A 25,525-nucleotide genomic window follows, 5' to 3' on the forward strand; every position below is an offset into this window, starting at 1 on the left:
TATCGACCCGGCGGCTCCGACGGCTGCCGTCCGTACATATCCGTGAACAATCCGTGTAGCCCCGTCCGCCGACCTGGGCGGACGCGACGGCCCCTCCCCCACGACCCAGGAGGGAGGGGCGCGTTCCGCGACCGCCGGGCAGGAGTGCGGGCGGTGGCGGGGCCGGCGGCGGTGGGGCCAGCGGTGGCGGGGCCGGCGGCGCGGACGGCGCGTCACCGGGTCCGGGCCGGGCCGCCGTACGAGTTGGGCTCGTGGTGCCGGAGATGAACCGACGGGCCGTCGACTAGCCGAGCAGGATCCGGACGACGGTCGCGGCCCCGGTCGGGTCGACGACCGGGCGGGCGGCGGTCAGCGCGACGGCCTCGCCGGCGGCGGCACCGGCCGCGGCGAGGGCGGCACGGGCCTCGGCGGCCGGGAGGGCGTCGAACCAGCGCAGCGCGAGGGCCGTGCGGCCGGCCTCGGTGAGGCGGCCGGTGAGCCGGAGGCGGGCCAGGCCGCCGTCCGGGTGGACGTTGATGCGCACGTGGGTCACCGGGCGGCCGGCGTCGAGCCGGAAGCGGTGCCGGGTGTCGGGCTGGAGCCGGGTGAGGGGCAGGAGTTCGAACCATTCGCCGTCGGCCGGGTCGGCCCCGGTCGAGGCGTCGAAGCCGATCAGGTCGGCCCAGCCGGGGGCGTTGGCGACGAAGCAGGAGGTGTCCACTTCGACGGCCAGGACCTCACCGCCCCCGGCCAGGGCGATCCGCACCCAGTCGTTGGCCTTGTCGCGCCGACGCCGGGTCTCCCAACCGTCGCCCATGACGGAGGCGCGGCCGGGAGCGTTCAGGTTGTGCGGGGAGGAGAAGTAGCGGTCGGACGCCGCCTCGGCCACGCCGCCGTACTCCTGGGCGGCCAAGTCGAAGGTGAGACCTTCGAGTTCGCGCGGGTCCGGGAGCACCTCGCCGTGCACCCGCAGCCGGGCGACACCACCGTCCGGGAAGATGTTCAGCCGCACGTGGGTGTAGCGGGTGCCGTCCGCGACGGCGAACTCGTGGGCGGTGTCGCCCCTGAGCCCGGTGCGCGGCACGATCGTGGTCCACTCGGCGGCCCGGAGTTCCTCGGGCGAGGGGTGGCCGGGGACGGACGCGGCCTCGACCGAGGCGGACTCCGGGTGGTTGCCGGTGAAGTGGGCGGTGTCCACGACCACGCCGCGGATCACCCCGGCGGCGCCGAGCCGGACGATCGCCCAGTCGTGGTCCGCGTCGGTGGGGTGCGGTTGCTCGGCGGAGACTCCGCGACGACGCCTGGACTCCCAGCCGTCCATGATCTGGCCCTTGTGGCCGAAGGTGTGCGGGCGGAACTCGGCCGGCGCGGCGACCAGCAGGTTCTCGGCGTCCGCGAAGGTGTCCTCGTTGGTGGCGACGACGCCCGCGCCGAGCGGTCGGGAGGCCAGGTCGACCAGCTCGGTGAAGGGAGCACTCGGGGTGCCGGCAGTGGTCACTGACTCTCCTTGGGCGCGTTCGGACGGGGTGGTGGTGAGGTGGGATCGGGGTGGGAGTGCGGCCGGACGAGCTGTCGGCCGAAGGGGCGGGCGGCGGGGTCCACCGCACGGCCGCGCAGCCAGGTGGTGCGCACCGCGCCGGTGAGGGTCCGGCCCGCGTACGGGGTGACCGGGTTGCGGTGGTGCAGCCCGCTCGCCCGGACGGCGAACTCGCCGTCGGGATCGAAGGCGACCAGGTCCGCGTCGTGGCCGGCGGCGATGGCGCCCTTGGTGCCGGTGAGGCCGACCAGGGAGGCCGGTCCGGCGGACATCCAGCGCACCACGTCGGCCAGGGTGTGGCCGCGCCGGCGGGCCTCGGTCCAGACGGCCGGCAGGCCGAGCTGGAGCGAGGCGATGCCGCCCCAGGCGGCCGAGAAGTCGCCGCTGCCGCCATACTCGGGCAGCAGTTTGAGGTCGGGGGTGGACGGTGAGTGGTCGGAGACGACGGCGATGAACTCGCCGTTGGCCAGGGCCTGCCAGAGCGCGTCCCGGTTGGCCTCGTCGCGGATCGGCGGACAGCACTTGAAGGCGGTGTCGCCGTCCGGCACCTGCTCGGCGGCGAGGGTCAGGTAGTGCGGACAGGTCTCGGCGGTCACCCGTACGCCGTCCTCGCGGGCCCGCCGCAGCAGCGGCAGCACGGCGGCGGAGGAGACGTGCAGGACGTGCACCCGGGCGCCGGTCCGGTGGGCGCCGGTCCGGTACAGCGCCGCGAGCAGGTGGGCGACGGCGGCGGTCTCCGCGTCGGCGGGCCGCGAGGCCAGGAAGTCCCGGTAGTGGACGCCGGGTTGCTGCGGGGCGGCGGCGAGCACGGCCGGGTCCTCGGCGTGGATGATCGCCAGCGCCCCGATCCGGGCCTGCTCGGCCAGTGCCGCCGCCAGGTCGGCGGCCTCGAGGTGCGGGAACTCCTCCACCCCGGAGGGGGCGAGGAAGCTCTTGAAGCCGAACACGCCCTCCCGGTACAGGGGTTCGAGGTCCGCGAGGTTGCCGGGGACGGCGCCGCCCCAGAACCCGAGGTCGACCCAGGCCTGGCCCTCGGCGGCCTTCCGCTTGGCCGCCAGCCCGGCCACCGTGGTGGTGGGCGGGATCGAGTTGAGCGGCATGTCGACGATCGCGGTGACGCCGCCGGCCGCAGCGGCCCGGGTGGCGGTGGCGAAGCCCTCCCACTCGGTGCGGCCGGGCTCGTTGACGTGCACGTGGGTGTCGACCAGGCCCGGCAGCAGCGCGGTGTCGCCGAGGTCGACGAGTTCGCCGTCGCCGGCCCTGAGCGAGCCGTGCGGGGCCGTCCGGACGATCCTCCCGTCCTGGATCAGCACGTCCGCGGGGTGCTCGCCGTCGGGCAGGACCGCCCGTCGGGAGCGGATCACCGCCGGCTGGCTGAAGGGCATGGGAGACCTCCGGAACCTGGGAGTCGGGAGTGCGCGAACACGGATGGAGGCGAAGGATTGCCGGGAGCCTAGGCCTGCCTTCAACAAAACGTCAATGGATGGGTGTTGGAGGGTCGGGGGCGTCCGGCGGCTCCGCGCGCACGGGGTCAGCCCGGCAGCAGGCGCTGGGCCAGCCGCTCCCCCGCGAGTTCGGCCAGCTCGGCGGCCCTGGCCATGCTCTCCCCCGGCCGCTCGGTCAGGTCGGTCAGGTCGGTCTGGCCGGTCGGGCCGGTCGGGCCGGTCGGGCCGACCAGGTCGGTCAGGACGATCACGGCAGTGAAGCCGGCGGCGCGCCACTCGGGTTCGGTGAGTTCCAGCCGACCCGCCACGGCGGCCACCCGGACCCCGGCCCGGGCCGCGGCCGCGGCGACTCCGGCGGGGGCCTTGCCGTGCAGCGTCTGCGCGTCCAGGCAGCCCTCACCGGTCACGACGAGGCGTGCCCCGCGCACGGCCGCGTCGAAGTCCAACAGGTCGAGCAGCAGCTCGATGCCGGGTCGTACGGTCGCGCCGAGCAGGGCCAGGGCGGCGAAGCCCACCCCGCCGGCGGCGCCGGCGCCGGGCGCCTCCCGGACGTCCCGCCCGGTGGCCTCGGCGACCAGGTCGGCGAACCGGGTCAGCCCCGCTTCCAGCGCCACCAGGTCCGCGCCGTCGGCGCCCTTCTGCGGGCCGTAGACGGCGGCGGCGCCGCGCGGCCCGAGCAGCGGGTTGTCCACGTCGCAGGCCACCACGACCTCGACCCCGCCCAGGGCGTCGGCCAGCGGGCCGGGGTCGATCTCCGCGAGCCGGCTCAACGCGGCGCCACCGGGCTGGAGTTCGGCTCCGTCTGCGTCGCGCAGCCGCGCCCCGAGGGCCTGCACCATGCCGGCGCCGCCGTCCGTACAGGCGCTGCCGCCGAGTCCCAGGACGATCCGCTTGACGCCGAGCGAGACCGCCTTGGCGATCAGCTGGCCGACCCCGTAGGACCCGGCCGTGAGCGGGGCGGCCCGGCCGCCGGGCAGCCGGGCCAGGCCCGAGGCCTGCGCCAGCTCGACCACGGCGGTGTCGTCCCGGACGGCCAGCGCGGCGTCCACCGGCAGTCCGGTCGGGCCGGCCACCTCGGCCGGGACCCTGCTGAAGCCGGCCGCGAGCGCGGCGGCCAGGGTGCCCTCGCCGCCGTCGGCGACGGGCAGTTCGCGCACCTCGGTGCCGGGCGCGGCGCGCCGGATGCCGGCGGCGATCCGGGCCGCCGCCTCGGCGCCCTCCAGGCTGCCCTTGAACTTGTCGGGGGCGACGACCACATGGCCCTGGTGGGGGGTGGGTGGCATGGAGCGGTCCTCGTTTCCGTACGGGTCTGGCGGTGGTCCTGCGGCGTGCGTCCGTCGGGCGCGCGTCCGACAGGCGGGCATCCGACAGGCGCGCGTCCGACAGGCGCGCGTCCGGCAGATGTGCGCCCGACGGGCGTGCGTCCAGCATGGGCCCGGGTGGCCCGGGGTGCGAGCCCCCTCGGTCGGCGTGGCCGGGCGTACGGAGGCGGCCCTCGGCGGGGACGGAGCCGGGCGACGCGTACCGGGCTCGATCGAGGTGCCCCCACAGTGGGACGTACGCGTCGCCGGCCCGGATCGACCGGCGGGCGGGCGGATGAGCCCCGGCCCGCTCGCCGGTCGAGTGCGGCCTCCTGGCGGCGCGGGCACGACCGGAACGGGTACACGGCCGCCAGGAGGAGTTCGGGGACGGGAGCTCCGCTCGGGAGCCCCCGGGGTGTCAGCCGACCTCGCGGCCGGAGAGCCGCTCGACGCCGCGCAGCAGCGCCGAGTGGTCGAGCGAGCCGTCGCCGTTGGCGCGGGCGGAGGCGACCAGCTGGGCCACCACGGCGCCGACCGGCAGCGCGGCGCCCACGGCGCGGGCGGCGTCGGTGACGATGCCCATGTCCTTGTGGTGCAGGTCGATCCGGAAACCGGGCGCGAACTCGCGGTTCAGCATGTTCGCCTTCTTGCGGTCGAGCACGGTGGAGCCGGCCAGGCCGCCGCCGAGCACGTCCAGCGCGGACGCGAGGTCGACGCCGGCGTTCTCCAGGAACACCACGGCCTCGGCGAGCACCTGGAGGTTGGCCGCGACGATCAGCTGGTTGGCGGCCTTGACGGTCTGGCCGGCGCCGGACGGGCCGACGTGGACGACCGTGGTGCCCAGCGCGCCGAACAGCGGCTCGGCCTCGGCGAAGTCCTCGGCGGCCCCGCCGACCATGATCGACAGGACGGCCTCGACGGCGCCCGCCTCGCCGCCGGAGACCGGAGCGTCCAGGGTGCGGACGCCCTTCTCCCTGGCGGCGGCCTCGACCTTGATCGAGGTCTGCGGGGTGATCGAGGACATGTCGATCAGCAGGGTGCCAGGCCCGGCGCTCTCCAGCACGCCGCCCTCGCCCAGGACGACCTGCTCGACCTGCGGGTCGGCCGGGACCATGGTGATGACGACCTCGGCGTCCCGCACCGCGTCCGCGATGCCGGTGGCCCCGTGGCCGCCGACCGCGACCAGGGCGTCGATCGGGGGCCGGGTGCGGTTGAAGCCGGTGACGTGGTGGCCGGCCCTGACCAGGTTGGCGGCCATCGGGCCGCCCATGATGCCGAGGCCGATGAAGGCGATCCTGCGGCTCATCGCGTCGAGCTCCTTGTGTGTGCGGGCGGGGGGATCGGGTGGGTCGGCGGCGCTTCCCCGGATCGCTCGCGGCTCGGCGGCACGCGGCCCCGCGACGCTTCCCCAGGTGGCTCGCGGCTCGGCGGCACGCGGCGGGGTGACGCTCATCGGCTCCACTACCTGGCGGCGGTGCGCAGTTCGCGCGGCAGCCACCCGAAGCTGTCGGCGCTGACCCCGGTGGAGGGGCGGTACTCCAGGCCGATCACGCCGGTGTAGCCCGCGGCGGTGAGCCGGGCGAACAGGTCCTCGAAGTCCAGCTCGCCGGTGCCGGGCTCGTTGCGGCCCGGGATGTCGGCGATCTGGACGTGGCCGATGCGGTCGGCGTACGTGTCGATGACCGCCGCCGGGTCCTCGCCGTTCCTGGCCAGGTGGTACAGGTCGCAGAGGAACCTGGCGTTCCCCAGGCCGGTGGCGGCGTTGACCCTGTCGACCACCTCGACCGCGGCGGCGGCCGAGACCAGCGGGTAGTCCGGCGACTCGGCCTCGTTCAGGGCCTCGATCAGCAGGACGGCGCCGACCCCGTACGCGGCCCGCGCGGCGAGCACCAGGTGCTCCAGCGCGAGCGCGTCCTGCTCGGCCGGGTCGACGCCCTCGACCCGGTTGCCGTACAGCGCGTTGAGCGCGGTGGCGCCGAGTGAGGCGGCGAGTTCCGCGGCGACCGGGACGTTGGCGCGGTAGCGGTCCCGCTCGGACGGTAGCGAGACGGTCCCGCGGGCACCCTCGCTCAGGTCGTCCAGCAGGTTGAGGCCGGTGAGCCGCACGCCGGCGTGGGTGAACGCCCTGCGCAGCGCGTCCAGTTCGGCCCGCGAGGGGTTGTGCTCCGCCCCGAAGGGCCACCACAGTTCGGCGGCGGTGAATCCGGCCGCGGCGGCCGCGGCGGGCCGCTCCAGGAGCGGCAGTTCGCCGAACAGGATCGACAGGTTGACCGTGAAGCCGTGCTTGGCAGCCGCCGTCACGTCACTACTCCCCTCTCAGCCCTCTTCCCTCCGCCTCGATTTCCACGATACGGAAGAGGGATTCTGTATGATGGAAGACGGTGGAAGCATCTCCGGCCCACCGAGCGACTGTCAAGGGAATTGCAACACTTTGTTGAAGCCACCTCGCGGCTCGCGGGCCCGGACTGTCGCCGCTCGCGGGGGCCGGACCGTTCGATCACCCAAGCCCCTGCCCCGTGCGGACCCCCGCTCGCTACAGTGACCCCGTGCGATTGATGGTGGAGTTCACGACAGAACCGTTCGAACTGGACACGTTCCCGGAGCACGCCGCGGCGGCTCGCGAGGTCGTCGACGCGGCCGGCCTGGCCGTGTCCGTCGGCCCCTTCGGTACCGGCGCGGAGGGCGAGGCCGAGCAGGTCCTGGCCGCGGTGACCAAGCTGCTCAAGGAGACCCTGGATGCCGGGGCGACCCGGATCTCGGTCCAGGTCAGCGTGCTGGGCGAGGAGGACGGTACGCCGTGACCGAGAACGTGGAACACCCGCTCGCCGCGGCGGTGAAGCCGCTGCTGGCCGCGGTCGGCGCGACGCCCGTCCCCCTGGACGAGGCGAAGCCCGACGACGTGGTCCTGGAGTGGGAGGGCACTCCCGCCCTGGCCGTCCGACTGCCGCACCTGAGCAGCGCGCTGGACCGGATGCTCACCGAGATGACCCGCCAGTTCGACGGCCGCCCGCTGGCCGAGCTCGACCGGGTGGAGAAGCAGCGGGTCGTCGCCCTGCTGGAGGAACGCGGCGCGTTCACCGTCCGCCACGGCGTGGAGACCGTCGCCTCGGCCCTGGGTGTCAGCCGCTTCACCGTGTACAACTACCTGAACCGCCAGGACAGCGCGAAGTCGTCCTGACGCCCGGTTCGGCGCCCTCCGGGGCGCACCCGGACCCCGCTGCGGGGCTTCCGAACGGGTGACCCCGCCGACCTGACCGGACTGGATCGGCTTGCGGCGGGGCACACTTGGCGAATCGCACACGAAAGGGCCCGGCATCGCGGCCCCGTTCGAAACGCAACCACCAATCGTTCAACAAAGTGTTGACGGCCGGGTGGGCCCGATCTAGCTTTTCCGGGTGGCACCACTCTCCAGGAGGTCCACTCGTGACCAACCACCCCCACACCCTTGACGCCCTGGCCGCGGCCGATGCCGCGGAGCTGGAAGGGATCCTGCTGGAGGTCTGCTCCAGCCCCCGCTGGGCCGCCGCGGTCGCGGCGGACAAGCCCTGGTCCGACCGCGAGGCCCTGCTCGCCGCCAACGCGGCCGCCGTGGCATCACTGACGGCCGAGGACCTGCGCGACGCGATGGCCGGCCATGCCCGGATCGGCAAGCCCCTGGCGGGCGACGCCACCTCCGAGCGCGAACAGGCCGGAATTCGGGGCCTGGACCGGGCGGTCCTCGACGAGCTGAACGAAGCCAACGTCGCCTACGAGGCCAAGTTCGGCCACGTGTTCCTGATCTGCGCGACCGGCCGCTCCGCGGTCGGCCTGCTCGCCGCCCTGCGCGAGCGCCACCCCAACGACGCGGCCACCGAGGCGGAGATCGTCCGCGAGGAGCTTCGCAAGATCAACGACATCCGGCTCGACCGCCTGCTCGACACACCCTGACACCCGTCCTGACGATTCGTCATATCTGTGGCGATATCGCCCTGGCCGGGCGTCCAGATTCACATCCACCCGCCCCCCTTATACAACTGACGCTTCGTCATCTAAGCCATAGGTAAGGCCACTTCACCCATGACTGGCATCTCCACCCACGTGCTCGACACCAGCCTCGGCCGGCCGGCCGAAGGCGTTCCGGTCGAGCTCGCACTGCACACCGAGGGTGGCTGGCAGGTGCTCGGCACCTGCGCCACGGACTCCGACGGCCGGGCCAGGGACCTGCCGGCCGTGGAGGCGGGCTCGGTCGTCCGACTGCTCTTCGACACCGGCGCGTACCACGCGCCCGAGTCCTCCGAGCCTCCGTTCTTCCCCGAGGTCTCGATCGTCTTCACGGTCGCGCCCGAACAGCACCACTACCACGTGCCGCTGCTGCTCAGTCCGTTCGGATACTCGGTCTACCGCGGAAGCTAGTGGACCGACCTGGAAAGCCTAGGAGCCACGTCATGGCCCACGTGCTCGGTCAGAACCAGTACGGCAAGGCGGAGAACCGCATCGTCCGGGTCCACCGCGACTCCGCCCGGCACGAGATCAAGGACCTGAACGTCTCGGTCTCGCTGCGCGGCGAGTTCGACGACGTCCACCTCACCGGGTCCAACGCCAACTGCCTGCCCACCGACACCATCAAGAACACCGTCTACGCCTTCGCCAAGGAGTACGGCATCGAGTCGGCCGAGGCGTTCGGCATCCTCCTGGCCCGCCACTTCGTCGACGACACCGAGCGCGGCGTCGTGCACGGCGCCCGGATCCGGATCGAGGAGTACGCCTGGGAGCGGATCCGGACGCCGGACGGTTCGGCCGGCTTCATCGGCTCGGAGAAGGAGAAGGAGGAGGTGGAGGTCGAGGTGGAGGTGGAGATGGGCCACTCCTTCGTCCGCAGCGGCCAGGAGGTGCGTACCAGCGAGATCGTCTACGACGGGGAGTCCGTCCGGGTCATCTCGGGCCTGAAGGACCTGGTCGTCATGAACTCCACCAACTCGGAGTTCTGGGGCTACATCAAGGACGGCTACACCACCCTCGAGGAGGCGTACGACCGCATCCTCGCCACCCAGGTCACCGCCCGGTGGAAGTTCGGCCACAGCGGGCGGGACGGCGAGGCGCAGCCCGACTGGAACCACTCCTACACCCAGGTGAAGCGGCACCTGCTGGAGGCCTTCGCCGAGACCTACTCCTACTCGCTGCAGCAGACCCTGCACGCGATGGGCACCCGGGTCCTCGACAACCGCGCCGAGGTAGACGAGGTCCGCCTCGAACTGCCGAACAAGCACCACTTCCTGGTCGACCTGGAGCCGTTCGGCCTCAGGAACGAGAACGAGGTCTACTACGCCGCGGACCGCATGTACGGCCTGATCGAGGGCACCGTGCACCGCGAGGGCGTCGTCCCGGTCATCCCGGTCGCCTGACCTCCCCCACCAGGTGGACGCCGCCCGGAAGCGCCGCGCCAGCCGGCCCTCGCGTTCCACTTGTCGTTCCGCTCCGAACAGCACCGGTCGTTCCACCCCGCGTTCCGGCTCGGGCAACACCGCACGCTCCACCCGTACCAGCTGTTTCTCCACCCCCACCCCCACCCCCACCCACCGGAGTTCGTGTCTGCCTCGCGGCGGCCGGCCTGGGGCACTGGAGGGGCCGGCCGAGGGAACCCCGCACCGCCGTCCCACCCTCGGTCACAGCAGTACCGGCCGCACTCCAGCGCCACGGGCGCGCCGGGAGCCACGGGCACAAGAGGGGCTCGACATGGCACCCAGCAACACCAGCAGTACAGACGGCGGTTCCACCCCACCGAGAACGCGCGGCCCGGACGGCGCGGCGGCACACCTGTCCGGCAAGCCGCCCCGGGCCGGGACCCACCCCGTGGACGAGTTGCTGCCGCCGGTGAAGCTGTTCTCCACCGGACTCCAGCACGTCGCCGCGATGTACGCCGGGGTCGTCGCACCCCCGCTCATCGTCGGCGCCGGCGTCGGGCTCTCCCCCGCCGAACTCGCCCTGCTCATCTCGGCCAGCCTGTTCACCGCCGGACTGGCCACGCTCCTCCAGACGCTCGGCGTCTGGAGGGTCGGCGCGCGACTGCCGTTCGTGAACGGTGTCTCCTTCGCGGGGGTCGCGCCCATGATCGCCATAGCGAAGGAGCACGGACCGAAGCACGCCCTCCCGGTGATCTTCGGAGCGGTGATCGTCGCGGGGCTCCTGTGCTTCCTCGCGGCGCCGTACTTCTGCAGGCTCATCCGGTTCTTCCCCCCGGTCGTCCAGGGCACCGTGATCACGCTCATCGGGGTATCCCTGCTCCCGGTGGCGGTCAACTGGGCGCGCGGCGGCTCGCCGGGCGCCCCCGGGTACGGCTCCATGCGGGCCGTCGGACTCGCCGCGATCACCCTCGTCGCGGTGGTGCTCTGCAACCGGCTGCTGCGCGGCTTCTGGCAGCAGCTGTCACTGCTCGTCGGCCTGGCGCTCGGCACCCTGATCGCCTTCCCGCTGGGGCTGGCCCACTTCGGCTCGGTCCAGAACGCGAAGATCTTCGCGCTCCCCTCCCCGTTCCACTTCGGCGCGCCCCTGTTCGACGCCGCCGCGATCGTCTCGATGTGCATCGTCATGGTGGTCTCGATGACCGAGTCCACCGCCGACATGCTCGCCCTCGGCCGGATCGTCGACCGCGAGGCGGACGAACCCACCCTCGCCGCCGGCCTGCGGGCGGACGGTCTGGCCACCGCGCTCAGTCCCGTCTTCAACGGCTTCGCCGCCAGCGCCTTCGCCCAGAACATCGGGCTGGTGGCGCTGACGAGGATCCGCAGCCGCTTCGTGGTCGCGGCCAGCGGAGGCATCCTGGTCGTGTTGGGGCTGTTCCCCGTGCTGGGCTCGGTCGTCTCGCTGGTTCCGCAGCCCGTCCTCGGCGGCGCCGGGATCGTGCTCTTCGGCACGGTCGCGGCCAGCGGCATCCGCACACTCGCGGAGGCGGGCATGGAGTCCAACTCGCACACCGTCCTGGTGTCGGTCTCGCTCGGTGTCGGCATCATCCCGATCGCCGCGCCGACGTTCTACGACTCCTTCCCGGAGGCCGCCCGGACCCTGCTGCACTCGGGGATCTCGGCCGGCTGCGTGACGGCCGTCCTGCTCAACCTGCTCTTCCACCACGTCGGCGCCGCCCGCCGGCCCGGGTCCGGACCGGCCTCCGACGCGCCGGGTCCGGCGGTTCCGACGGTTCCGACGGTTCCGACGGCGAGACCGTCCTGACCGGCCCGGGGAGGGGCGTGCACCGTGCGGCGCGCGCTCCCTCCGGCCCTCCCCTAGGAGTCACACATGGCAGTCCAGCCCCCACCCGGCGACCAGCGGATCGTGATCGAGAACGTCGCGATCGCCACCGTGGACGCGAACGACACCGAGTACGCCCGCGGCCACGTCGTCATTCTCGGCAACACCATCGAGGCGGTGGGCGACGGCCCCGCCCCCGCGTGGCTGGACGACGTGGTGCGCCGGATCGACGGCGAGGGCCACCTCGTCACCCCCGGCCTGGTCAACACCCACCACCACTTCTACCAGTGGATCACTCGCGGCCTGGCCCAGGACCACATCCTGTTCGACTGGCTGGTCGCCCTCTACCCGACCTGGGCGAGGGTCGACGAGAAGCTCGTGCACCCGGCCAGCCAGGGCTCCGCGGCCGCGCTGCTCAAGTCCGGCTGCACCACCGCCGCCGACCACCACTACGTCTTCCCGAAGGACGGCGGCGACGTCCTCGGCGCCTCCATCGAGGCCGTCCGGGAACTCGGCCTGCGCTTCACCGCCCTGCGCGGCTCGATGGACCGCTCCCGGAAGGACGGCGGGCTGCCGCCGGACCACGCGGTCGAGGAACCGGACGACATCCTGGCCGCGTCCGAGGCCGCCGTGGACCGGTACCACGACTCCTCCTTCGGCTCGATGCTGCACATCGCGATTGCGCCGTGCTCGCCCTTCTCCGTCTCCACCGAGCTGCTCCGCCGGTCCGCCGAACTCGCCCGCCGCAAGGGCGTCCGGCTGCACACCCACGGCTCGGAGACGGCCGAGGAGGAACAGTTCTGCAGGGAGCTGTTCGGCATGGGGCCGACCGACTACTTCGAGTCGGTCGGCTGGCTCGGCGAGGACGTCTGGATGGCGCACTGCGTGCACATGAACGACTCCGACATCGCCAAGTTCGCCCAGACCGGCACCGGCGTCGCCCACTGCCCGTCCTCCAACGCCCGCCTGGCGGCCGGCATCGCCCGGGTGCCCGACATGCTCCGGGCCGGCGTCCCGGTCGGGCTCGGGGTGGACGGCACCGCCTCCAACGAGTCCGGCGAACTGGGCACCGAGCTGCGCAACGCGCTGCTGATCAACCGGCTGCACGGCTCCCCCACCGCGCTCACCGGGCGGCAGGCGTTGCGCCTGGGCACCATGGGCGGCGCCCGGGTGCTCGGTCGGCAGGACGAGATCGGCTCGGTCGAGGCCGGCAAGCTGGCCGACCTGGCGCTGTGGAAGATCGACGGGATCATGCACTCGTCGATCGCCGACCCGGTCGCCGCGCTCACCTTCGGCGCGCTGCCGCCGCTGTCGGTGCTGTTCGTCAACGGCAACGCGGTGGTCGAGAAGGGGCAGCTGACCACCGTCGACGAGGACCGGATCGCACGCGACTGTGCGCGGGCCGCCCGCGAGCTGGCGGCTCGTCCGGTCTGACGCCCGCATCGGGCTCCGGGGCATCCGGGGAGGGGGCGGACAGATGACGGCTGACAACTTTCGTCATCTGTTATCTGTTCGCCGTCATCTCTCCGCTGTCATCTGTTCGCCGTCGTCGATGCGCGGACCGCAGGCCCGGGCCTGCCGCGAGGGTCCGGCCCCGCGGCCTGCTCGGGGAGGCGCGGCTCACGCTGCCGGATGTGAGGAGGCCGGTACCCGCGAGGCCGGGACCAGCCCGACTCCGGCGAGGGCGAAGAGACCGGCGAGCACGAGCCAGCCGACGGCGCCGTGCGCGACGACGGTCAGGCTGATCACCAGCGGGCCGAGGACGTGCGCGGCGGCCTGGCCGCTCATGAAGACGCCCTGGTACTCGCCGTGCGACCGCGGATCGGCCAGGTCCAGGCTGAGGGTCCAGCCACCGGCCGAGGTGAGGAGTTCGCCGAGGCTGTGGACCAGGGCGCCGGCCAGGACCGTCGCCGCCGCCGCGGCCGCCGGGCCGTACTGGGCCGCCGCGTAGACGAGACAGGCGGCGGCCAGCACCGCGCCTCCCCGGGAGCAGGCCCGCGCGGCCGTCGGAACGCTGTCGACACCGCGGCTCGCGCGGACCTGGAACACCACCACCAGGAGGCAGTTGACCACGTTGACGGCGGCGACCACGGCGGTCGGCGCGTCCGTCGCCAGCACGATCCAGAGCGGTATCCCGACCGTGAGGACGGCCAGTTGGAGCTCCAGCACCGCGTGCAGGGCGGTGACCACCAGGTAGCGCCGGTCCCGAAGTGCCGTTCGGTGTTTATCCGTTGCCGCCCCGGGTGTCCGCCTCCGCTCCTCCGACGGGAGGGTCAGGCCGGCCAGCAGGGCCGCCGCGCCCAGAAAGCTCGCCGCGTCCAGGGCCATCATCGTCACGTACCCCGCATAGGTGTTCGCCTGGAGGGCGACCGCCGCGCCGGTGGATCCGACGACGAGCCCCGCGTTCATCACCGACCGCAGCAACGCCCGGGCCCGAAGCTGCCGTTCGGCGGGAAGCGCCCGCGCGATCAGCGCGCTGCGCACCGCCGCCGCTCCGCGCTCCAGCACCGTCGCCACGCACGCCAGCACCACGTACGCGACGAAGGAACGCACGAACGCGTACCCGAGCACGGCCGCCGCCTCCAGCGGCCCGATCACGAGCAGCAGCCGCTTGCTGCCGACCTTGTCCGCGAGCCGCCCCATCGGCACCCCGGCGAACACCCCGCACACCCCGGCGGCGGTGAGCCCGAGCGCGACCCGGCCGGGCGTCAGCCCCACCGACCGGGTGAGGAACAGCACGCTCACCGTCACGAACAGGCCGTTGCCGACGGTGTTCACCAGGCTCATCAGGGCCAGCCCGCGCAGCAGCGGATCATCCGGGAGCAGTCGGCCGAGGAGGCCAGGGCGGGAGGCGGAGGGCGGACGCGCCGCGGCGGAAGTCATGGCAGCAGGACAGCGGGGTTCCGGGCGCGGTGGAATTCTTTTACCGTTACGGTCAATGTTCGAGTTCCGATTGGGCGTTGACGATCTGGCCGCCACCTGGTTCGGCTACTCCCCGCTGCAGGAAACGGTGTTGAGCCTGCGCACCCGCCGCCGACCGGGCTGTTATCCGGAGCAGCAGCGGTGGGTGGCCGGCTGGCGATCGCGCTACGCGGCCCTGGACACCGCCCTGCTGGATTCCCTGGTCACCCCGCTGGGCTTCGTCCCGGACTTCCTGACGCCCCGGCCGGCGGTGCCCCGGCCGGAGTTCGACGCCGAGCTCGCCGGCCTGGCCGCCACCCCGCCCGAGGTCGTACGGACGGACGTGCTGACCGCGTACCGCAGCGCCGGGAACGCGCTACCGCCGGTGCTGGCCGAGCTGGTCGACGATCCGTCGGCGCTCACCGCCCGGGTGGCCGGGGCGCTGGAGGCCTACTGGACGCAGTGCCTCGCCCCCGCGTGGTGGCCGCGGGCGCGCTCGGTGCTGGAGGCGGACATCGCGTACCGGGGGCGACGGCTCTCCGAGCACGGCGCCGAGGGGCTGTTCGCCGACCTCGACGGCCGGCTGTCCTGGCAGGCCGGCGTCCTGCGGCTCGTCGACCCGCACCCCGCCACCACGGCACTGGGGACCACGGTGGACGTCGCCGGGCGGGGGCTCGTACTGATGCCGACGCTGTTCGCGCTCGGGGCGGTCACCGACATCACCCAGGGCGGGCCGCCGCTCATCACGTACCCGGCGCGGGGCAAGGCCACGATGGGCGAGGACGCGGGGACGGGGCGGCGCCCGCCGGAGCAGGGCTCGGCGCTCGCGGGACTGATCGGCCCGCCCCGGGCAAGGCTGCTCATCCTGCTGGAGACCCCGGCGAGCACCACCGAACTGGCCCACCGGCTCGGCGTCACCCCGGCGGCGGTCAGCCACCACCTCGGCGCTCTGACCGCCGCCGGCCTGCTGGAGCGCGCCCGGCACGGGCGCAGCGTCCTCTACCGGCGCAGCGGGCTGGGGGACGACCTGGCGACGGGCGGTCGACGGATGACGGCGAACAGCTGACGGCCGACCGATGACGGATGACAGATGACAGATGACGAAAGTTGTCAGCTGTCATCCGTCGGCCGTCGACTGTCAGCCGTCAGGCCGTTCGCCCCAGCGTGGCCAGATAGGCGCGCCAGCCACCGTGATGGGTGATCTCTCGGTGGACGCCGCGCTCCAGCTCGCCCCGGGCGAGCAGCATGGACAGGCACGCGGAGCCGTCCTCCAGCTCGATCACGCCCAGCTCCAGTTCGCGCGGCTCGCCGGGGAGGATGACGTCCCGCAGGTGTTCCAGGCTGATGTCGTACAGCTCGCCGTCGATCGCGGTGTCGACGGCGGGGTCGCGCAGGAGGCCGGGGCACACGTCGTCGATGGAGAAGAAGCGGTAGCCGGGCGCGGTCCGGGCCGGCCCGACCAGCGCGTCGGCGACCTTCGCGTGGAAGGGGCCGCCGACCATCGCCTGGCCGTTGAAGAAGATGCGTGCCATGGGTTCGACTCCTGGGCGGGAAGACGAGGGAGGCCGTTCCGTACGGGCGAAACAGAACGGGGCCGGGCCGGCCGGGGGCTCAGCCCAGCAGGGGGAGCGCGGGGAGGGTCAGGAAGTCCACGAACTCCTCGGCCAGGGCGACCTGTTCGAAGAGCCGGGCAGCCTCGCGCCAGCGGCCGGCGCGGTAGGCCTCCTCCCCCAGTTCGGCGCGGAGTTCGGCGAGCTCGGTGGCGACCAGGGCGCGGACCAGTTCGACGGTGGTCTTCTCGCCGGTGTCGGACAGCACGACCCCGTTGTGGATCCACTGCCAGATCTGCGAGCGGGAGATCTCGGCGGTGGCGGCGTCCTCCATCATGTTGAAGATGCCGACGGCCCCGAGTCCGCGCAGCCAGGCCTCGATGTAGCGGATGCCGACCTGGACGGCGTTGTGCAGCCCGGCATGGGTGCAGTTGCCGCCGGCGCCGGCGATGTCGAGCAGTTGGGCGGCGGTGACCGGTTCGGCCGGGCCGGGGTTGTCCTTCTGGTGGGGCCGCTCGCCGAGCACCGCGTCGAAGCAGGCCCGGGCGACGGGCACCAGGTCGGGGTGGGCGACCCAGGAGCCGTCGAAGCCGTTGCCGGCCTCGCGGTCCTTGTCCGCCTTGACCTTCTCCAGCGCGGCCGCGTTGACCTCCGGGTCGCGGCGGCTCGGGATGAACGCGGCCATGCCGCCGATCGCGTGGGCGCCGCGCCGGTGGCAGGTCTGCACCAGCAGCCGGGTGTAGGCGGCCATGAACGGCGAGGCCATGGTGACGCTGTTGCGGTCGGGCAGGATGTAGTGCTCGCCGGCGTCGCGGAAGTTCTTGACGATCGAGAACAGGTAGTCCCAGCGTCCGGCGTTGAGGCCGGCCGCGTGGTCGCGCAGCTCGTGGAGGATCTCGTCCATCTCGAACGCAGCGGTGATGGTCTCGATCAGGACGGTCGCCCGGATCGTGCCGTGCGGGATGCCGAGTTCGGCCTGGGCGTGGGTGAACACGTCGTTCCACAGCCGGGCCTCGAGGTGGCTCTCGGTCTTCGGCAGGTAGAAGTACGGGCCGGAGTTGGGGTCCTCGGCGCCCTTGGCCAGCAGCCGGGCGGCGTTGTGGAAGAAGTAGAGGCCGAAGTCGACGAACGCGCCGGCCACCGGAGTGCCGTCGACCAGCAGGTGGTTCTCGTCCAGGTGCCAGCCGCGCGGGCGGACCACGACGGTGGCGAGTTCGGCGGCGGGCTTGAGGGTGTAGGCCTTGCCCGCGGCGCTGGTGAAGTCGATCCGGCCCTCGAAGGCGTCGATCAGGTTGACCTGGCCGCCGATCACGTTCTCCCAGGTCGGCGAGGTGGCGTCCTCGAAGTCCGCGAGCCAGATCCGCGCCCCGGAGTTGAGCGCGTTGACGACCATCTTGCGGTCGGTCGGGCCGGTGATCTCGACCCGGCGGTCCTGGAGCGCGCGGGGTGCCTCGGCGACCTTCCAGTCCGCGGCCCGGACCGCGGCGGTCTCGGGGAGGAAGTCCAGGGTCCCGGCGGCGGCGATCTCGGCGCGGCGGGCCTTCCGCCTGGCCAGCAGCTCCTGTCGGCGCCCCTCGAAGGCGCGGTGGAGCCCGGCGACGAAGGCGGTCGCCTCCGCGGTGAGCACCTCCTCCGACCGGTGGACGCGAGGACCGGCGACGGTGACGACCGGAGCGGCGGGGGAGGAACCGACGGACCCCTGATCTGCAGCCATGAGCAGGACACTCCTAAGACGGTTGAGCCTGGCGAGGGGAGCTCCGGCAGGAACTTCCTCGGGGAACTTCCGCGATCGGCACCCGCCGGTCGGCGGGTTCGATTCTGTAAGGTGGAGACTAGTTTCCGCGATACAGAATTTCAACGATTTGTTGAAGGGATCGCCGGGAATCCACTCCTCCCCGACAGCGAAGGAAACACCGGTGGTCGCGACCCCCGACCCAGCATCGACGACAGGCACGGACCGCGCGAGCGGCGGCGTGCAGTCCGTCGAACGCGCCTTCCAGCTCCTGGAGGCGCTGGCCGACTCCGGCGGCGTGGCCACCCTCAGCGAGCTCTCCACCAGTTCCGGCCTCCCGATGCCGACCATCCACCGGCTGGTTCGTACCCTCGTCCAGCAGGGCTATGTCCGTCAGGACACCACACGCCGCTACACCCTCGGCCCCCGGCTGATCCGGCTCGGCGAGACGGCCGGCCGCCTGCTCGGCAGCTGGGCCCGCCCCTACCTGGCCGAACTCATGGAGGCCACCGGCGAGACCGCCAACCTGGCGGTACTGGAGGGCGGTGAGGTGGTGTACGTCGGGCAGGTGCAGTCGCGCCGCTCGATGCGGATGTTCACCGAGGTCGGCCGACGGGTCCAGCCGCACTGCACGGGCGTCGGCAAGGCGCTGCTCGCCCAGCTGCCCGAGGACGAGGCCCGCGCCGTCCTCGGCCCCAACCCGCTGCCCGCGCACACCGAGTACACGGTCACCGACCCGCAGGAACTGATGCGCCAGCTCGCCGAGGCCCGCGAACGCGGCTACGTGGTCGACGACCAGGAGCAGGAGATCGGCGTCCGCTGCATCGCGCTCGCCGTCCCGGGCGCGCCGACGCCCACCGCGCTCTCGGTCTCCGGACCGGAGGCCCGGATCCGCGCCCTGGAGGAGCAGGACGGGGCCGCCTCCCTGGTACCGGTGATGCACCAGATCGCGACCCGGCTGGGGCAGGTCCTCGCCCCCTGACATCCCGTCAACCACCCTTGCCGGCCGACCCGGTCGGGTCGGCGCGCCGCGTCATCCGTTCGAGCGGACGGCGGGCGGGTTGCCACCGGGCTCCGGCGACAGCTCCGCCACCCTGGTGCCGACGCGGCCCGCGACGGCGCGGGCGGCCGGGACACGAGGGCAGGGTGAGCGGGGATGGAGCAGCAGCACCGGGACGTGTGGGAGGCCGCACCGGGCGGCGGGGTACGCGATGCCGACGTACGAGGCGAGGACGTACGGGGTGACGGCACACGGGGTGACGGCGTACGGGATGGCAGCGTACGGCGCGCCGCGGGCGGCCGCGGGTTCGGCGGGGCCGGGCTGGTCGCGGCCGTGGCGGCGGGGTGCGCGGTGACGGTGCTGGCCAGCGACCCGTCCTGGGCGCTGCGCCGGCCCGAGCCCCGGCCCGCGGTGGAGGTCCTCGCGACGGGTACACCGTCCACCCTGCCCGCGCCGGTGACGCCGGGGGCCTCCACCCTGCCGGCACCGGCGACTCCCGGAGCCTCCACCCTTCCCGCACTGGTGATTCCCGGGGCCTCCACCCTGCCCGCGCCGGTGACGCCAGGGGCCTCCACCTTGCCGGCACCGGCGACGCCGGGGGCCTCCACCCTTCCCGCACTGGTGATTCCCGGGGCGAAGCCAGGAGCGGGTTCCGGGTCCGACGCCGGGTCCGATGCCGGGTCCGGAACGTCCGAGGCCTCCACGCTGCCCGCGCCCGCCGTCGCGCGGCGGCCGTCCGCCTCCGACCTGGAGGTGGTCCGGTCGGACCCGGACACGGCGACACCCGGCGGCACCACGACCGTCCGCGCCTTCGTCGGCAACGGGGGCCCGGAGACCACCGCCTCCCCGTTCACGGTCCTGGTCAGCCTGCCGGAGGGGGTCAGCCCCGAGGGTCCGTTCTTCCCGTCCGACTGCCAAGTGACGGGCCACGGCCGCGTGGTGCGCTGCGTGTTCGGGCCCGGGCTACGGGAGGGGCGCAGCGCGACCGCCCTCATCCCGGTCCGGCTCGACCCGGAGTTGCCGGCGGGCAGGCTGAGCGGCGGCTCGGTCACGGTGCGCAGTGCGGACGACCGGAACGAGGGCAACAACCGGCAGCCGTTCGACATCACGGTGGTCGAGACGGCTGCCGGTTCCTGAGTCACGTGGCCCGGTCGGCAGGGGTGGCCCTGCCGACCGGGCGACGGTGATCGGGGAGTTCCGCTGCGGCGCGGGGTGGACCGGTCGCGATCAACGACGCTGCGCGGCAGTCGAGTTGATCGGCTTTCCCGACTCAGCCGAGCCAGGCGTTGACCTGGCTCGCCGCGTCCGGTGCCCAGGCGAGTTCCAGGTGGTTGAGGCCGGTGAGCAGCCGGGTGCCGCCGACCGTCGCGATGCCGGTGGTGTCCAGCGCGCTCGCGGTGAAGACCAGGCCGTCGCTCGGCCCGCGGCCCTCGTTGAGCACGCCCGGGATGTCGGCGGACCCGCCCGCCAGCAGGTAGGTGCGCACCGAGGCCGGAATGCCGGCCTGCCGGAGCGGGGCGATCAGCGAGCCCGCGTCGATCGCCGCCTGGATGCCCTGGCCGGAGGTGTAGAAGCCCTGGCCGCCGTAGTAGGTGGTCCACCAGTCCTGCGCGGTGGTGTCCACCCCGTAGGTGCCGTCCCAGCGGGCGAGCAGCTGGCGCTGGCCCGGGTAGCAGTCGTAGCCGCCGCTCGGCAACACCCCGAGGCAGGGCTGCGAGGTGTACGTGCCGTAGCAGGTCATGTAGAGGTGCGGGGACGGCGCGTTGGCGGTGCCGCCGCAGGCCGGCCAGGTGACCAGGTCGAAGTCCCAGCCGTGCGCGTACACGTAGTCGAGCCCGCCGTGCGGACCGCCGAGCGTGATCAGCCGGCGTACGTCGCCCGCGTACGCCCTCCCCCAGGAGGGCTTCACCGAGGACACGTACGCCCGGGCGGCGACCTCGCCCTTGCTCCACGCCACCACGTCGACCTGGGGGACCCCGAGCCGGGCCCGGATCAGTGCGACGGCGTCGCCGACGGCCTGTGCCTGGAGCAGGTTGTCGCCGTGCTTGTGGGCGAAGCCGATCGCGAAGACCCGGCGGCCGTTGCCGGCGAGGTACTGGGCGAGCCCGGTCGACGGGCAGCTCGCGGCACCGCAGGTGCCGCTCTCCCCCGGGTTCGCCCAGGCGCGGTCGGCGTTGTCGTTGGCGCCGTGGACCAGCAGGACGGGGGTGGCCTGGCTGCCGGTGTCCCAGCCGGCGGCGGAGTACAGCAGGAAGCGGGCGGAGGAGGGCCGGGCGGTGCCGAAGTACGTCCGGCGGGCTCCGTCCTGGTCGCCGCGGCCGTCGGAGGGGAACTGCTCGGCGCCGAAGCCGGAGGTGGTGTCGAGGTAGCGCTCGACCTTGGCCCAGCCGTTGCCGGGGGTGGGGAAGGTGGCTTCCAGGGTGAGGGGGGCCGTGGCCGTGACCTGGGCCGTGCCCGCCTGGGCGGCGGTGGGGGTGCCGAGGAGGGCGGCGGCCAGGGTCAGCAGCACGGCGGCGAGGGCGGTGGGGACGCGCCTCCTGCCGGGGCGCGTGGTCGGGCTGGGGCGTGTGGGGGTACGTCTCATGGCCGGACGGTAGGACCGGCGCGCGACCCTGCCCATGTGCCGGTCGCACACCCGGGCGACCGCGTGGTGGCGGACCGTACCGTGGCGAGTGCCTGACCGACTGCGCCCGGTCGGATAAATTGGACGTCGGACATCATCCGCCGTGCACAAGAGCGGCGAGCCCGACCGGGTGCTCGCCACGACCTGACAGAGACGAGGACCCGCCCCACCATGACCGCGCCCCTGCCCGCCTTCGCCGGCCGCACCTACCTCTTCCGGGCCGACAACGGCGCGGCCTTCCGCAACACCTACTCGGCCGACGGCACGCGGCTGCGCTGGGAGGGCCTCGGCGAGTCCGCGGGCCAGTGGGAGGACGTGCGGCTGCACGTCGCCGAGGTCGCGCCGGAGATCTACTTCGTCAGCTGGACGGAGCAGAGCGGGATCACCGTCAGCCACGTGATGGACCTCGGCAAGCTGACGGTCCGCGCCTTCTGGACCTTCGAGGGCGAGGGCGGCCGGGTCGGCGAGCTGCACACCGGGACGCTGGAGCGGGTGGCCTGAGCGGCGGGACCGCCGCGCTGTCGGAGCCGTACGGCCGCGGAACGAACCGTACGAGCCGGTCCGACCGAACGGCCCGGTCCGACTGAACGACCGAACCCCCGGGGCCACTGCTCCGGGGGTTCGGTCGTCCGGGTTCACGCCGCCTGGTTCGGCACCTTGAGGTGCTGGGACAGCCACTCCAGCGAGGAGGGCAGCAGGGCGCTCCAGGTCTCGAAGTTGTGGCCGCCGTTCTCCAGCATGCTGTACGAGACCTTCATCGGGCTCTGCACCGCGTCGACGAAGGCCTCGGTCTCCTGCCGGTAGTTGCCGTCGCCCTTCTTGGTGCCGGCCAGCAGCACGGACACCTTCGGCTGCGGCAGGTTCTTCAGCCGCCAGAACAGGTTGGCCTCGTCGCGGCGCTGCTTGCTGCCGCCGAAGAGGTCGCCCGTGGTCGGGTCGTCGGCGGCGTCGTAGTAGGCGGAGAGGGCGACGGCGGTCGGGAAGACGTCCGGGTGGCGCATGGCGAGCTTGAGCGCGCAGTAGCCGCCGGTCGAGTTGCCCATGAACGCCCAGGCCTGCGGGTCGGTGGAGACCCGGAAGCTGGCCTGGATCGCCGAGGGCACGTCCTTGGTGAAGTAGGTGTCGGACTGCGGGCCGTTCGGGACGTCCTCGCACTCGGTGTCCTGCGGCATCGCGGGCGAGGGGCGCACCAGGACCATGACGGTCGGCTGCATCCGCCCTTCCTGCAGCAGCTTGAGCGCGGCGCCCGGGTAGTTGAAGCGGGTGATCAGATTCTCGGCGATTCCTGGGAATCCGGTGCTGACGATCACCGCCGGGAACTGCTTCTGGGCGTACTGCGGCTGGAAGTACTGCGGGGGCAGGTAGACGTAGCCCTCGGTGGACAGCCGGCTGACCGCGCCGTCGATCCGGATCTTGCGGATCTCGCCGGACTGGGCGGGCTCGCGGCCCATCGCGCCGCCGCCCTTGACCGAGGCCTGGCCCATCGTCTCCACCATCAGCCGGCCGGAGGCGTCCGCCTTGTTGTGGATGACCACCGGGCCGGTCTCGCCGGTGCCCAGCAGGTCGTCCCAACTGCTGTAGAAGGCGAAGTAGTTGTTGGCAACCAGGCCGAGCGCGGCGAGCACCGCGAGCTGGGTGGCGAGCAGGGCGCCGATGCGGCCGAGTACCGCCTGCCAGGTTCTCTTCGCGAGCCTGGGCCACAACCAGACCGTGCCGACCATCATCACGACCGCGATCAGTGCGGTCAACGCCAGCACCTTGTGGCTTGTCAGACCCATGTCCTGCTTGCTCCCACGCCTCGAACTCCAGTCCCCTCCGCTGGGGACATCCGAGGAGGTCACCCCGGTTCCCCCGCCGGGGCGCGAGGAACAACCCTAACGCCGGCTGGGAGGAAGCTGATCGCGGCTGGGAGGTTACGGGGAGAGGGGCGAACGGATGACAACTTTCAGATAACAGATTTCGAAAGTTGTCATCTGAACTCTGTCAGCTGCCATCTGTCGCCTGTCACCTGTCGTCCGCCACCGACCACCGGCCCCCTGTCACCCGCCGGCTCAGCCGCCCGCCCCGCCTGCCCCGTCCACCCCGTCCGCCACCCGCTCCCAGAGCCGCAGCCCCGCCGTGAGCTCGCGCATGCAGCGCCCACCGAGGTCCTGCGGGGAGCCGGGGCCGGCGAGGGCCGCGCCGGAGGAGGCCCACTGTTCCAGGGCCACCCGGATCGCCGCGGTCGCGGCGGCGGCCGCCAGCCGGATCTCCAGCGGGTCGGTGCCGTCCGGGCAGCGCTCGGTGAGGGCGGCCCGCAGCCGCTCCTCCGAGTCGGCGTGGACGCGCTGCCAGGTGGCGCTCAGCTTCGGGTCGCGCAGCAGGCCGCGGGCCCACCGCATCATCTCGACCCGCGCCTCGTCGGCCGGGGTCAGCGAGGCGACCGCCGCGCGCTCCAGCGCCTCCCGCAGCGACAGGTCCGCCGGGCTCGCCACGAACAGCTCCACCCACTCCTGCCCGCCCGACGCGAGCAGCGGGGCGACGGCGTCCTCCTTGACGGAGAAGTACCGGTAGAAGGTGCGCAGCGAGATGCCCGCGGCGACGGCGATCTCCTCCGCGGTGGTCGCCTCCGCTCCCCGCTCGGCGAAGAGCGCGGCGGCGGTGCGGGCGATCTCCAGCCGAGTGGCCTCACGGCGGCGCTGGGTCAGGGTCGGGCGTCCGGTCACGGAGCCAGCCTACGCGGGCGGATGCCAAGGAGACACGTCGCGACTCGGTGGCACGTCACGCCGTATCGGCATGAATGGACTTTTTGGCACAACGTGTCATTCAGGCGTACCGTGTCGATCGAGATCGAGAGACCGCGAACGAACGGAGACCACCATGGAGCGCTTCAACGGACGGAACGTCCTGATCACCGGCGGCGGCTCGGGCATCGGCCAGGCCACCGTGCACCGGATCCTCGCCGAGGGCGGGAACGTCGTCGCCGTCGACGTCAACGAGGACGGCCTGAAGAAGACCCTGGACCGCGCCACCACCGAGGGCACCGCGGACCGCCTGACCATCCAGGTGCTGGACATCTCGGACGAGGCGGCCGTCGTCGCGGGCGTCGCCGAGGCGATCTCCGGCCTGGGTGGTCTGGACGTGCTGGTCAACGCGGCCGGCATCCTCCGCTCCGCGCACACCCACGAGACCAGCCTGGAGTTCTGGAACAAGCTCCTCGCGGTGAACCTGACCGGCACCTTCCTGATGACCCGCGAGGCGCTCCCCGCGCTGCTGGCCGGCGGCAAGGGCGTGGTGGTCAACTTCAGCTCCACCTCCGCGAGCTTCGCCCACCCCTACATGGCCGCGTACGCCGCGACCAAGGGCGGCATCCAGTCCTTCACCCACGCCATCGCCTCGGAGTACTCGAAGCAGGGCCTGCGCGCGGTCTGCGTCGCGCCGGGCAGCATCGACAGCGGCATGACCCACAACCCGGGCCTGCCCGCCGACGCCGACCTCAGCCTGCTGGCCAAGCTCTCCCCCGCCCTCGGCCAGGGCTTCGCCGGCCCGGAGACGGTGGCCGGCGTGATCGCCATGCTCGCCTCCGACGACGGCGCCTTCGTCACCGGCACCGAGCTCCGCATCGACGGCGGCACCCACATGTGACCGGTCGGTGGACCCGTCGGTGGACCCGTCGGTCCGATGGAAGGCGGGGCCTGTGCCGTCCCCCGTACGGCACAGGCCCCGCCTTCGCGTTCCCCCCACGCCGCCGCGGCGGCGGCCGCCGTCACCGCAGGGGCTTCGCCAGGAGCACTTCCCGGGTGACCCCGTCGGCGAGCAGGTCACCGCGCTCCGCGAGCGGGGCGAAGCCGTGGCGGCGGTAGAGGGCGAGCGCGGCTTCGTTGCCGGGGAGGACGGCGAGGCGCAGCGTGGTGCCGCCGCTGTCCCGGGCCCAGCGCTCGACCTCCTCGACGAGCCGGTCGGCGACACCCCGGCCGCGCGCCCGCGGGGCCACCCGGAGCGAGCGCAACTCCCGTACGCCGTCCGGTGATCCGGGGAGGCCGCCGGCCAGACCGACCGGATCGCCGTCCAGGAGCGCCGCGACGTGGTGGGCGCCCGGGATGCGGAGCCGGTCACGCCAGCGGTCCTCGCCGCCCCGGTGCCAGTCGGCGAGGCCCGCCTTGAAGGCGTCCGGCGCGTCGGTGAGGGCGGCGAGGCGGAGGTCCCGCCAGAGCGGCCAGTCGGCGGTCGTCAGGGTCCTGAGCGTCAGCGTCACCC

General features: G+C 73.1%; 24 protein-coding genes. 12 read left to right on the forward strand and 12 right to left on the reverse strand.

Annotated features, from left to right (window positions below; all coding sequences use genetic code 11):
• Nucleotides 1–283: 283 nt before the first annotated feature.
• The 5 genes from alc to ACGF0D_RS31760 all read right to left on the reverse strand — a co-directional run bounded on the left by alc (nucleotide 284) and on the right by ACGF0D_RS31760 (nucleotide 6,563).
• Nucleotides 284–1,477, reverse strand: a complete 1,194-nt coding sequence (alc, locus tag ACGF0D_RS31740) for an allantoicase (RefSeq protein ID WP_392922042.1) — start codon at nucleotides 1,475–1,477, stop codon at nucleotides 284–286.
• Entirely contained in the window at nucleotides 1,474–2,901 is a 1,428-nt protein-coding gene (gene allB / locus ACGF0D_RS31745; RefSeq protein WP_392922045.1) for an allantoinase AllB, read from the reverse strand. The genes alc and allB overlap by 4 nt, the downstream gene beginning before the upstream one ends.
• 146 nt (nucleotides 2,902–3,047) lie before the next feature.
• A complete protein-coding gene (locus ACGF0D_RS31750) occupies nucleotides 3,048–4,244 on the reverse strand; it encodes a glycerate kinase (RefSeq protein WP_392922047.1) in 1,197 nt (398 codons plus the stop codon).
• A 436-nt stretch (nucleotides 4,245–4,680) separates the two neighbouring features.
• Nucleotides 4,681–5,568, reverse strand: coding sequence for a 2-hydroxy-3-oxopropionate reductase (locus tag ACGF0D_RS31755; protein ID WP_392922049.1), 888 nt, complete (start codon nucleotides 5,566–5,568; stop codon nucleotides 4,681–4,683).
• Nucleotides 5,569–5,723: 155 nt separating this feature from the next.
• Complete coding sequence (locus tag ACGF0D_RS31760) at nucleotides 5,724–6,563, reverse strand: TIM barrel protein (protein ID WP_392922051.1); 840 nt, start codon at nucleotides 6,561–6,563, stop codon at nucleotides 5,724–5,726.
• 254 nt (nucleotides 6,564–6,817) lie between these two features.
• Here ACGF0D_RS31760 and ACGF0D_RS31765 point away from each other — a divergent pair, with 254 nt between their 5' ends.
• The 7 genes from ACGF0D_RS31765 (at nucleotide 6,818) to ACGF0D_RS31795 (ending at nucleotide 12,917) form a co-directional block, all read left to right on the forward strand.
• Nucleotides 6,818–7,063: a thiamine-binding protein gene (locus tag ACGF0D_RS31765; protein WP_392922130.1), complete on the forward strand. Its 246-nt coding sequence runs from the start codon at nucleotides 6,818–6,820 to the stop codon at nucleotides 7,061–7,063.
• Nucleotides 7,060–7,440 (forward strand): helix-turn-helix domain-containing protein, encoded by a 381-nt coding sequence (locus tag ACGF0D_RS31770; protein ID WP_392922053.1) that lies wholly within the window; start codon nucleotides 7,060–7,062, stop codon nucleotides 7,438–7,440. Before ACGF0D_RS31765 ends, ACGF0D_RS31770 begins: the two co-directional genes overlap by 4 nt.
• 245 nt (nucleotides 7,441–7,685) lie before the next feature.
• Complete coding sequence (gene uraD, locus ACGF0D_RS31775) at nucleotides 7,686–8,189, forward strand: 2-oxo-4-hydroxy-4-carboxy-5-ureidoimidazoline decarboxylase (RefSeq protein ID WP_392922055.1); 504 nt, start codon at nucleotides 7,686–7,688, stop codon at nucleotides 8,187–8,189.
• A gap of 129 nt (nucleotides 8,190–8,318) precedes the next feature.
• Nucleotides 8,319–8,654 (forward strand): hydroxyisourate hydrolase, encoded by a 336-nt coding sequence (gene uraH, locus ACGF0D_RS31780; RefSeq protein WP_392875298.1) that lies wholly within the window; start codon nucleotides 8,319–8,321, stop codon nucleotides 8,652–8,654.
• Between the two features lie 32 nt (nucleotides 8,655–8,686).
• Complete coding sequence (gene pucL / locus ACGF0D_RS31785; protein ID WP_392922057.1) at nucleotides 8,687–9,643, forward strand: factor-independent urate hydroxylase; 957 nt, start codon at nucleotides 8,687–8,689, stop codon at nucleotides 9,641–9,643.
• Between the two features lie 331 nt (nucleotides 9,644–9,974).
• Nucleotides 9,975–11,465: a nucleobase:cation symporter-2 family protein gene (locus tag ACGF0D_RS31790; RefSeq protein WP_392922060.1), complete on the forward strand. Its 1,491-nt coding sequence runs from the start codon at nucleotides 9,975–9,977 to the stop codon at nucleotides 11,463–11,465.
• Nucleotides 11,466–11,531: 66 nt separating this feature from the next.
• Nucleotides 11,532–12,917 (forward strand): 8-oxoguanine deaminase, encoded by a 1,386-nt coding sequence (locus ACGF0D_RS31795; protein ID WP_392875290.1) that lies wholly within the window; start codon nucleotides 11,532–11,534, stop codon nucleotides 12,915–12,917.
• Between the two features lie 186 nt (nucleotides 12,918–13,103).
• Here ACGF0D_RS31795 and ACGF0D_RS31800 read toward each other — a convergent pair whose 3' ends face one another.
• A complete protein-coding gene (locus tag ACGF0D_RS31800) occupies nucleotides 13,104–14,366 on the reverse strand; it encodes an MFS transporter (protein ID WP_392922063.1) in 1,263 nt (420 codons plus the stop codon).
• A gap of 55 nt (nucleotides 14,367–14,421) precedes the next feature.
• On the opposite strand from ACGF0D_RS31800, the gene ACGF0D_RS31805 reads away from it, so the two are divergent.
• On the forward strand, nucleotides 14,422–15,450 hold the full coding sequence (locus tag ACGF0D_RS31805) for a helix-turn-helix domain-containing protein (RefSeq protein ID WP_392922066.1): 1,029 nt from the start codon (nucleotides 14,422–14,424) through the stop codon (nucleotides 15,448–15,450).
• Nucleotides 15,451–15,529: 79 nt separating this feature from the next.
• On the opposite strand, the gene ACGF0D_RS31810 is transcribed toward ACGF0D_RS31805, so the two are convergent.
• Both ACGF0D_RS31810 and aceB read right to left on the reverse strand, forming a co-directional pair.
• The gene (locus tag ACGF0D_RS31810; RefSeq protein ID WP_392875281.1) at nucleotides 15,530–15,916 is read right to left on the reverse strand and encodes a gamma-glutamylcyclotransferase; all 387 of its coding nucleotides are present in this window, start codon (nucleotides 15,914–15,916) and stop codon (nucleotides 15,530–15,532) included.
• Nucleotides 15,917–15,995: 79 nt separating this feature from the next.
• On the reverse strand, nucleotides 15,996–17,648 hold the full coding sequence (gene aceB, locus ACGF0D_RS31815; RefSeq protein WP_392922069.1) for a malate synthase A: 1,653 nt from the start codon (nucleotides 17,646–17,648) through the stop codon (nucleotides 15,996–15,998).
• A gap of 202 nt (nucleotides 17,649–17,850) precedes the next feature.
• Between aceB and ACGF0D_RS31820 the strand changes: the two genes are divergently transcribed.
• Entirely contained in the window at nucleotides 17,851–18,648 is a 798-nt protein-coding gene (locus tag ACGF0D_RS31820; RefSeq protein WP_392875275.1) for an IclR family transcriptional regulator, read from the forward strand.
• 174 nt (nucleotides 18,649–18,822) lie between these two features.
• Nucleotides 18,823–19,803, forward strand: coding sequence for a hypothetical protein (locus ACGF0D_RS31825; protein WP_392922071.1), 981 nt, complete (start codon nucleotides 18,823–18,825; stop codon nucleotides 19,801–19,803).
• A gap of 133 nt (nucleotides 19,804–19,936) precedes the next feature.
• Here the strand turns inward: ACGF0D_RS31825 and ACGF0D_RS31830 are convergent, their stop codons facing one another.
• Nucleotides 19,937–21,250 (reverse strand): esterase/lipase family protein, encoded by a 1,314-nt coding sequence (locus tag ACGF0D_RS31830; RefSeq protein WP_392922073.1) that lies wholly within the window; start codon nucleotides 21,248–21,250, stop codon nucleotides 19,937–19,939.
• A 210-nt stretch (nucleotides 21,251–21,460) separates the two neighbouring features.
• Here ACGF0D_RS31830 and ACGF0D_RS31835 point away from each other — a divergent pair, with 210 nt between their 5' ends.
• Nucleotides 21,461–21,790, forward strand: a complete 330-nt coding sequence (locus tag ACGF0D_RS31835) for a MoaF N-terminal domain-containing protein (protein ID WP_224275159.1) — start codon at nucleotides 21,461–21,463, stop codon at nucleotides 21,788–21,790.
• A gap of 134 nt (nucleotides 21,791–21,924) precedes the next feature.
• Here the strand turns inward: ACGF0D_RS31835 and ACGF0D_RS31840 are convergent, their stop codons facing one another.
• Both ACGF0D_RS31840 and ACGF0D_RS31845 read right to left on the reverse strand, forming a co-directional pair.
• Nucleotides 21,925–23,067, reverse strand: coding sequence for an alpha/beta hydrolase (locus ACGF0D_RS31840; RefSeq protein ID WP_392875266.1), 1,143 nt, complete (start codon nucleotides 23,065–23,067; stop codon nucleotides 21,925–21,927).
• Between the two features lie 273 nt (nucleotides 23,068–23,340).
• Nucleotides 23,341–23,994, reverse strand: a complete 654-nt coding sequence (locus tag ACGF0D_RS31845; protein WP_392922075.1) for a TetR family transcriptional regulator — start codon at nucleotides 23,992–23,994, stop codon at nucleotides 23,341–23,343.
• Nucleotides 23,995–24,148: 154 nt separating this feature from the next.
• On the opposite strand from ACGF0D_RS31845, the gene ACGF0D_RS31850 reads away from it, so the two are divergent.
• On the forward strand, nucleotides 24,149–24,913 hold the full coding sequence (locus ACGF0D_RS31850; RefSeq protein ID WP_392922078.1) for an SDR family NAD(P)-dependent oxidoreductase: 765 nt from the start codon (nucleotides 24,149–24,151) through the stop codon (nucleotides 24,911–24,913).
• Between the two features lie 121 nt (nucleotides 24,914–25,034).
• Here the strand turns inward: ACGF0D_RS31850 and ACGF0D_RS31855 are convergent, their stop codons facing one another.
• Nucleotides 25,035–25,517 carry a GNAT family N-acetyltransferase gene (locus ACGF0D_RS31855; protein ID WP_392922133.1) on the reverse strand — a complete coding sequence of 161 codons (483 nt, stop codon included), beginning with the start codon at nucleotides 25,515–25,517 and terminating at the stop codon, nucleotides 25,035–25,037.
• Nucleotides 25,518–25,525: the final 8 nt, after the last annotated feature.

This window comes from Kitasatospora sp. NPDC048298 (assembly GCF_043201465.1).
GTDB lineage: Bacteria > Actinomycetota > Actinomycetes > Streptomycetales > Streptomycetaceae > Kitasatospora.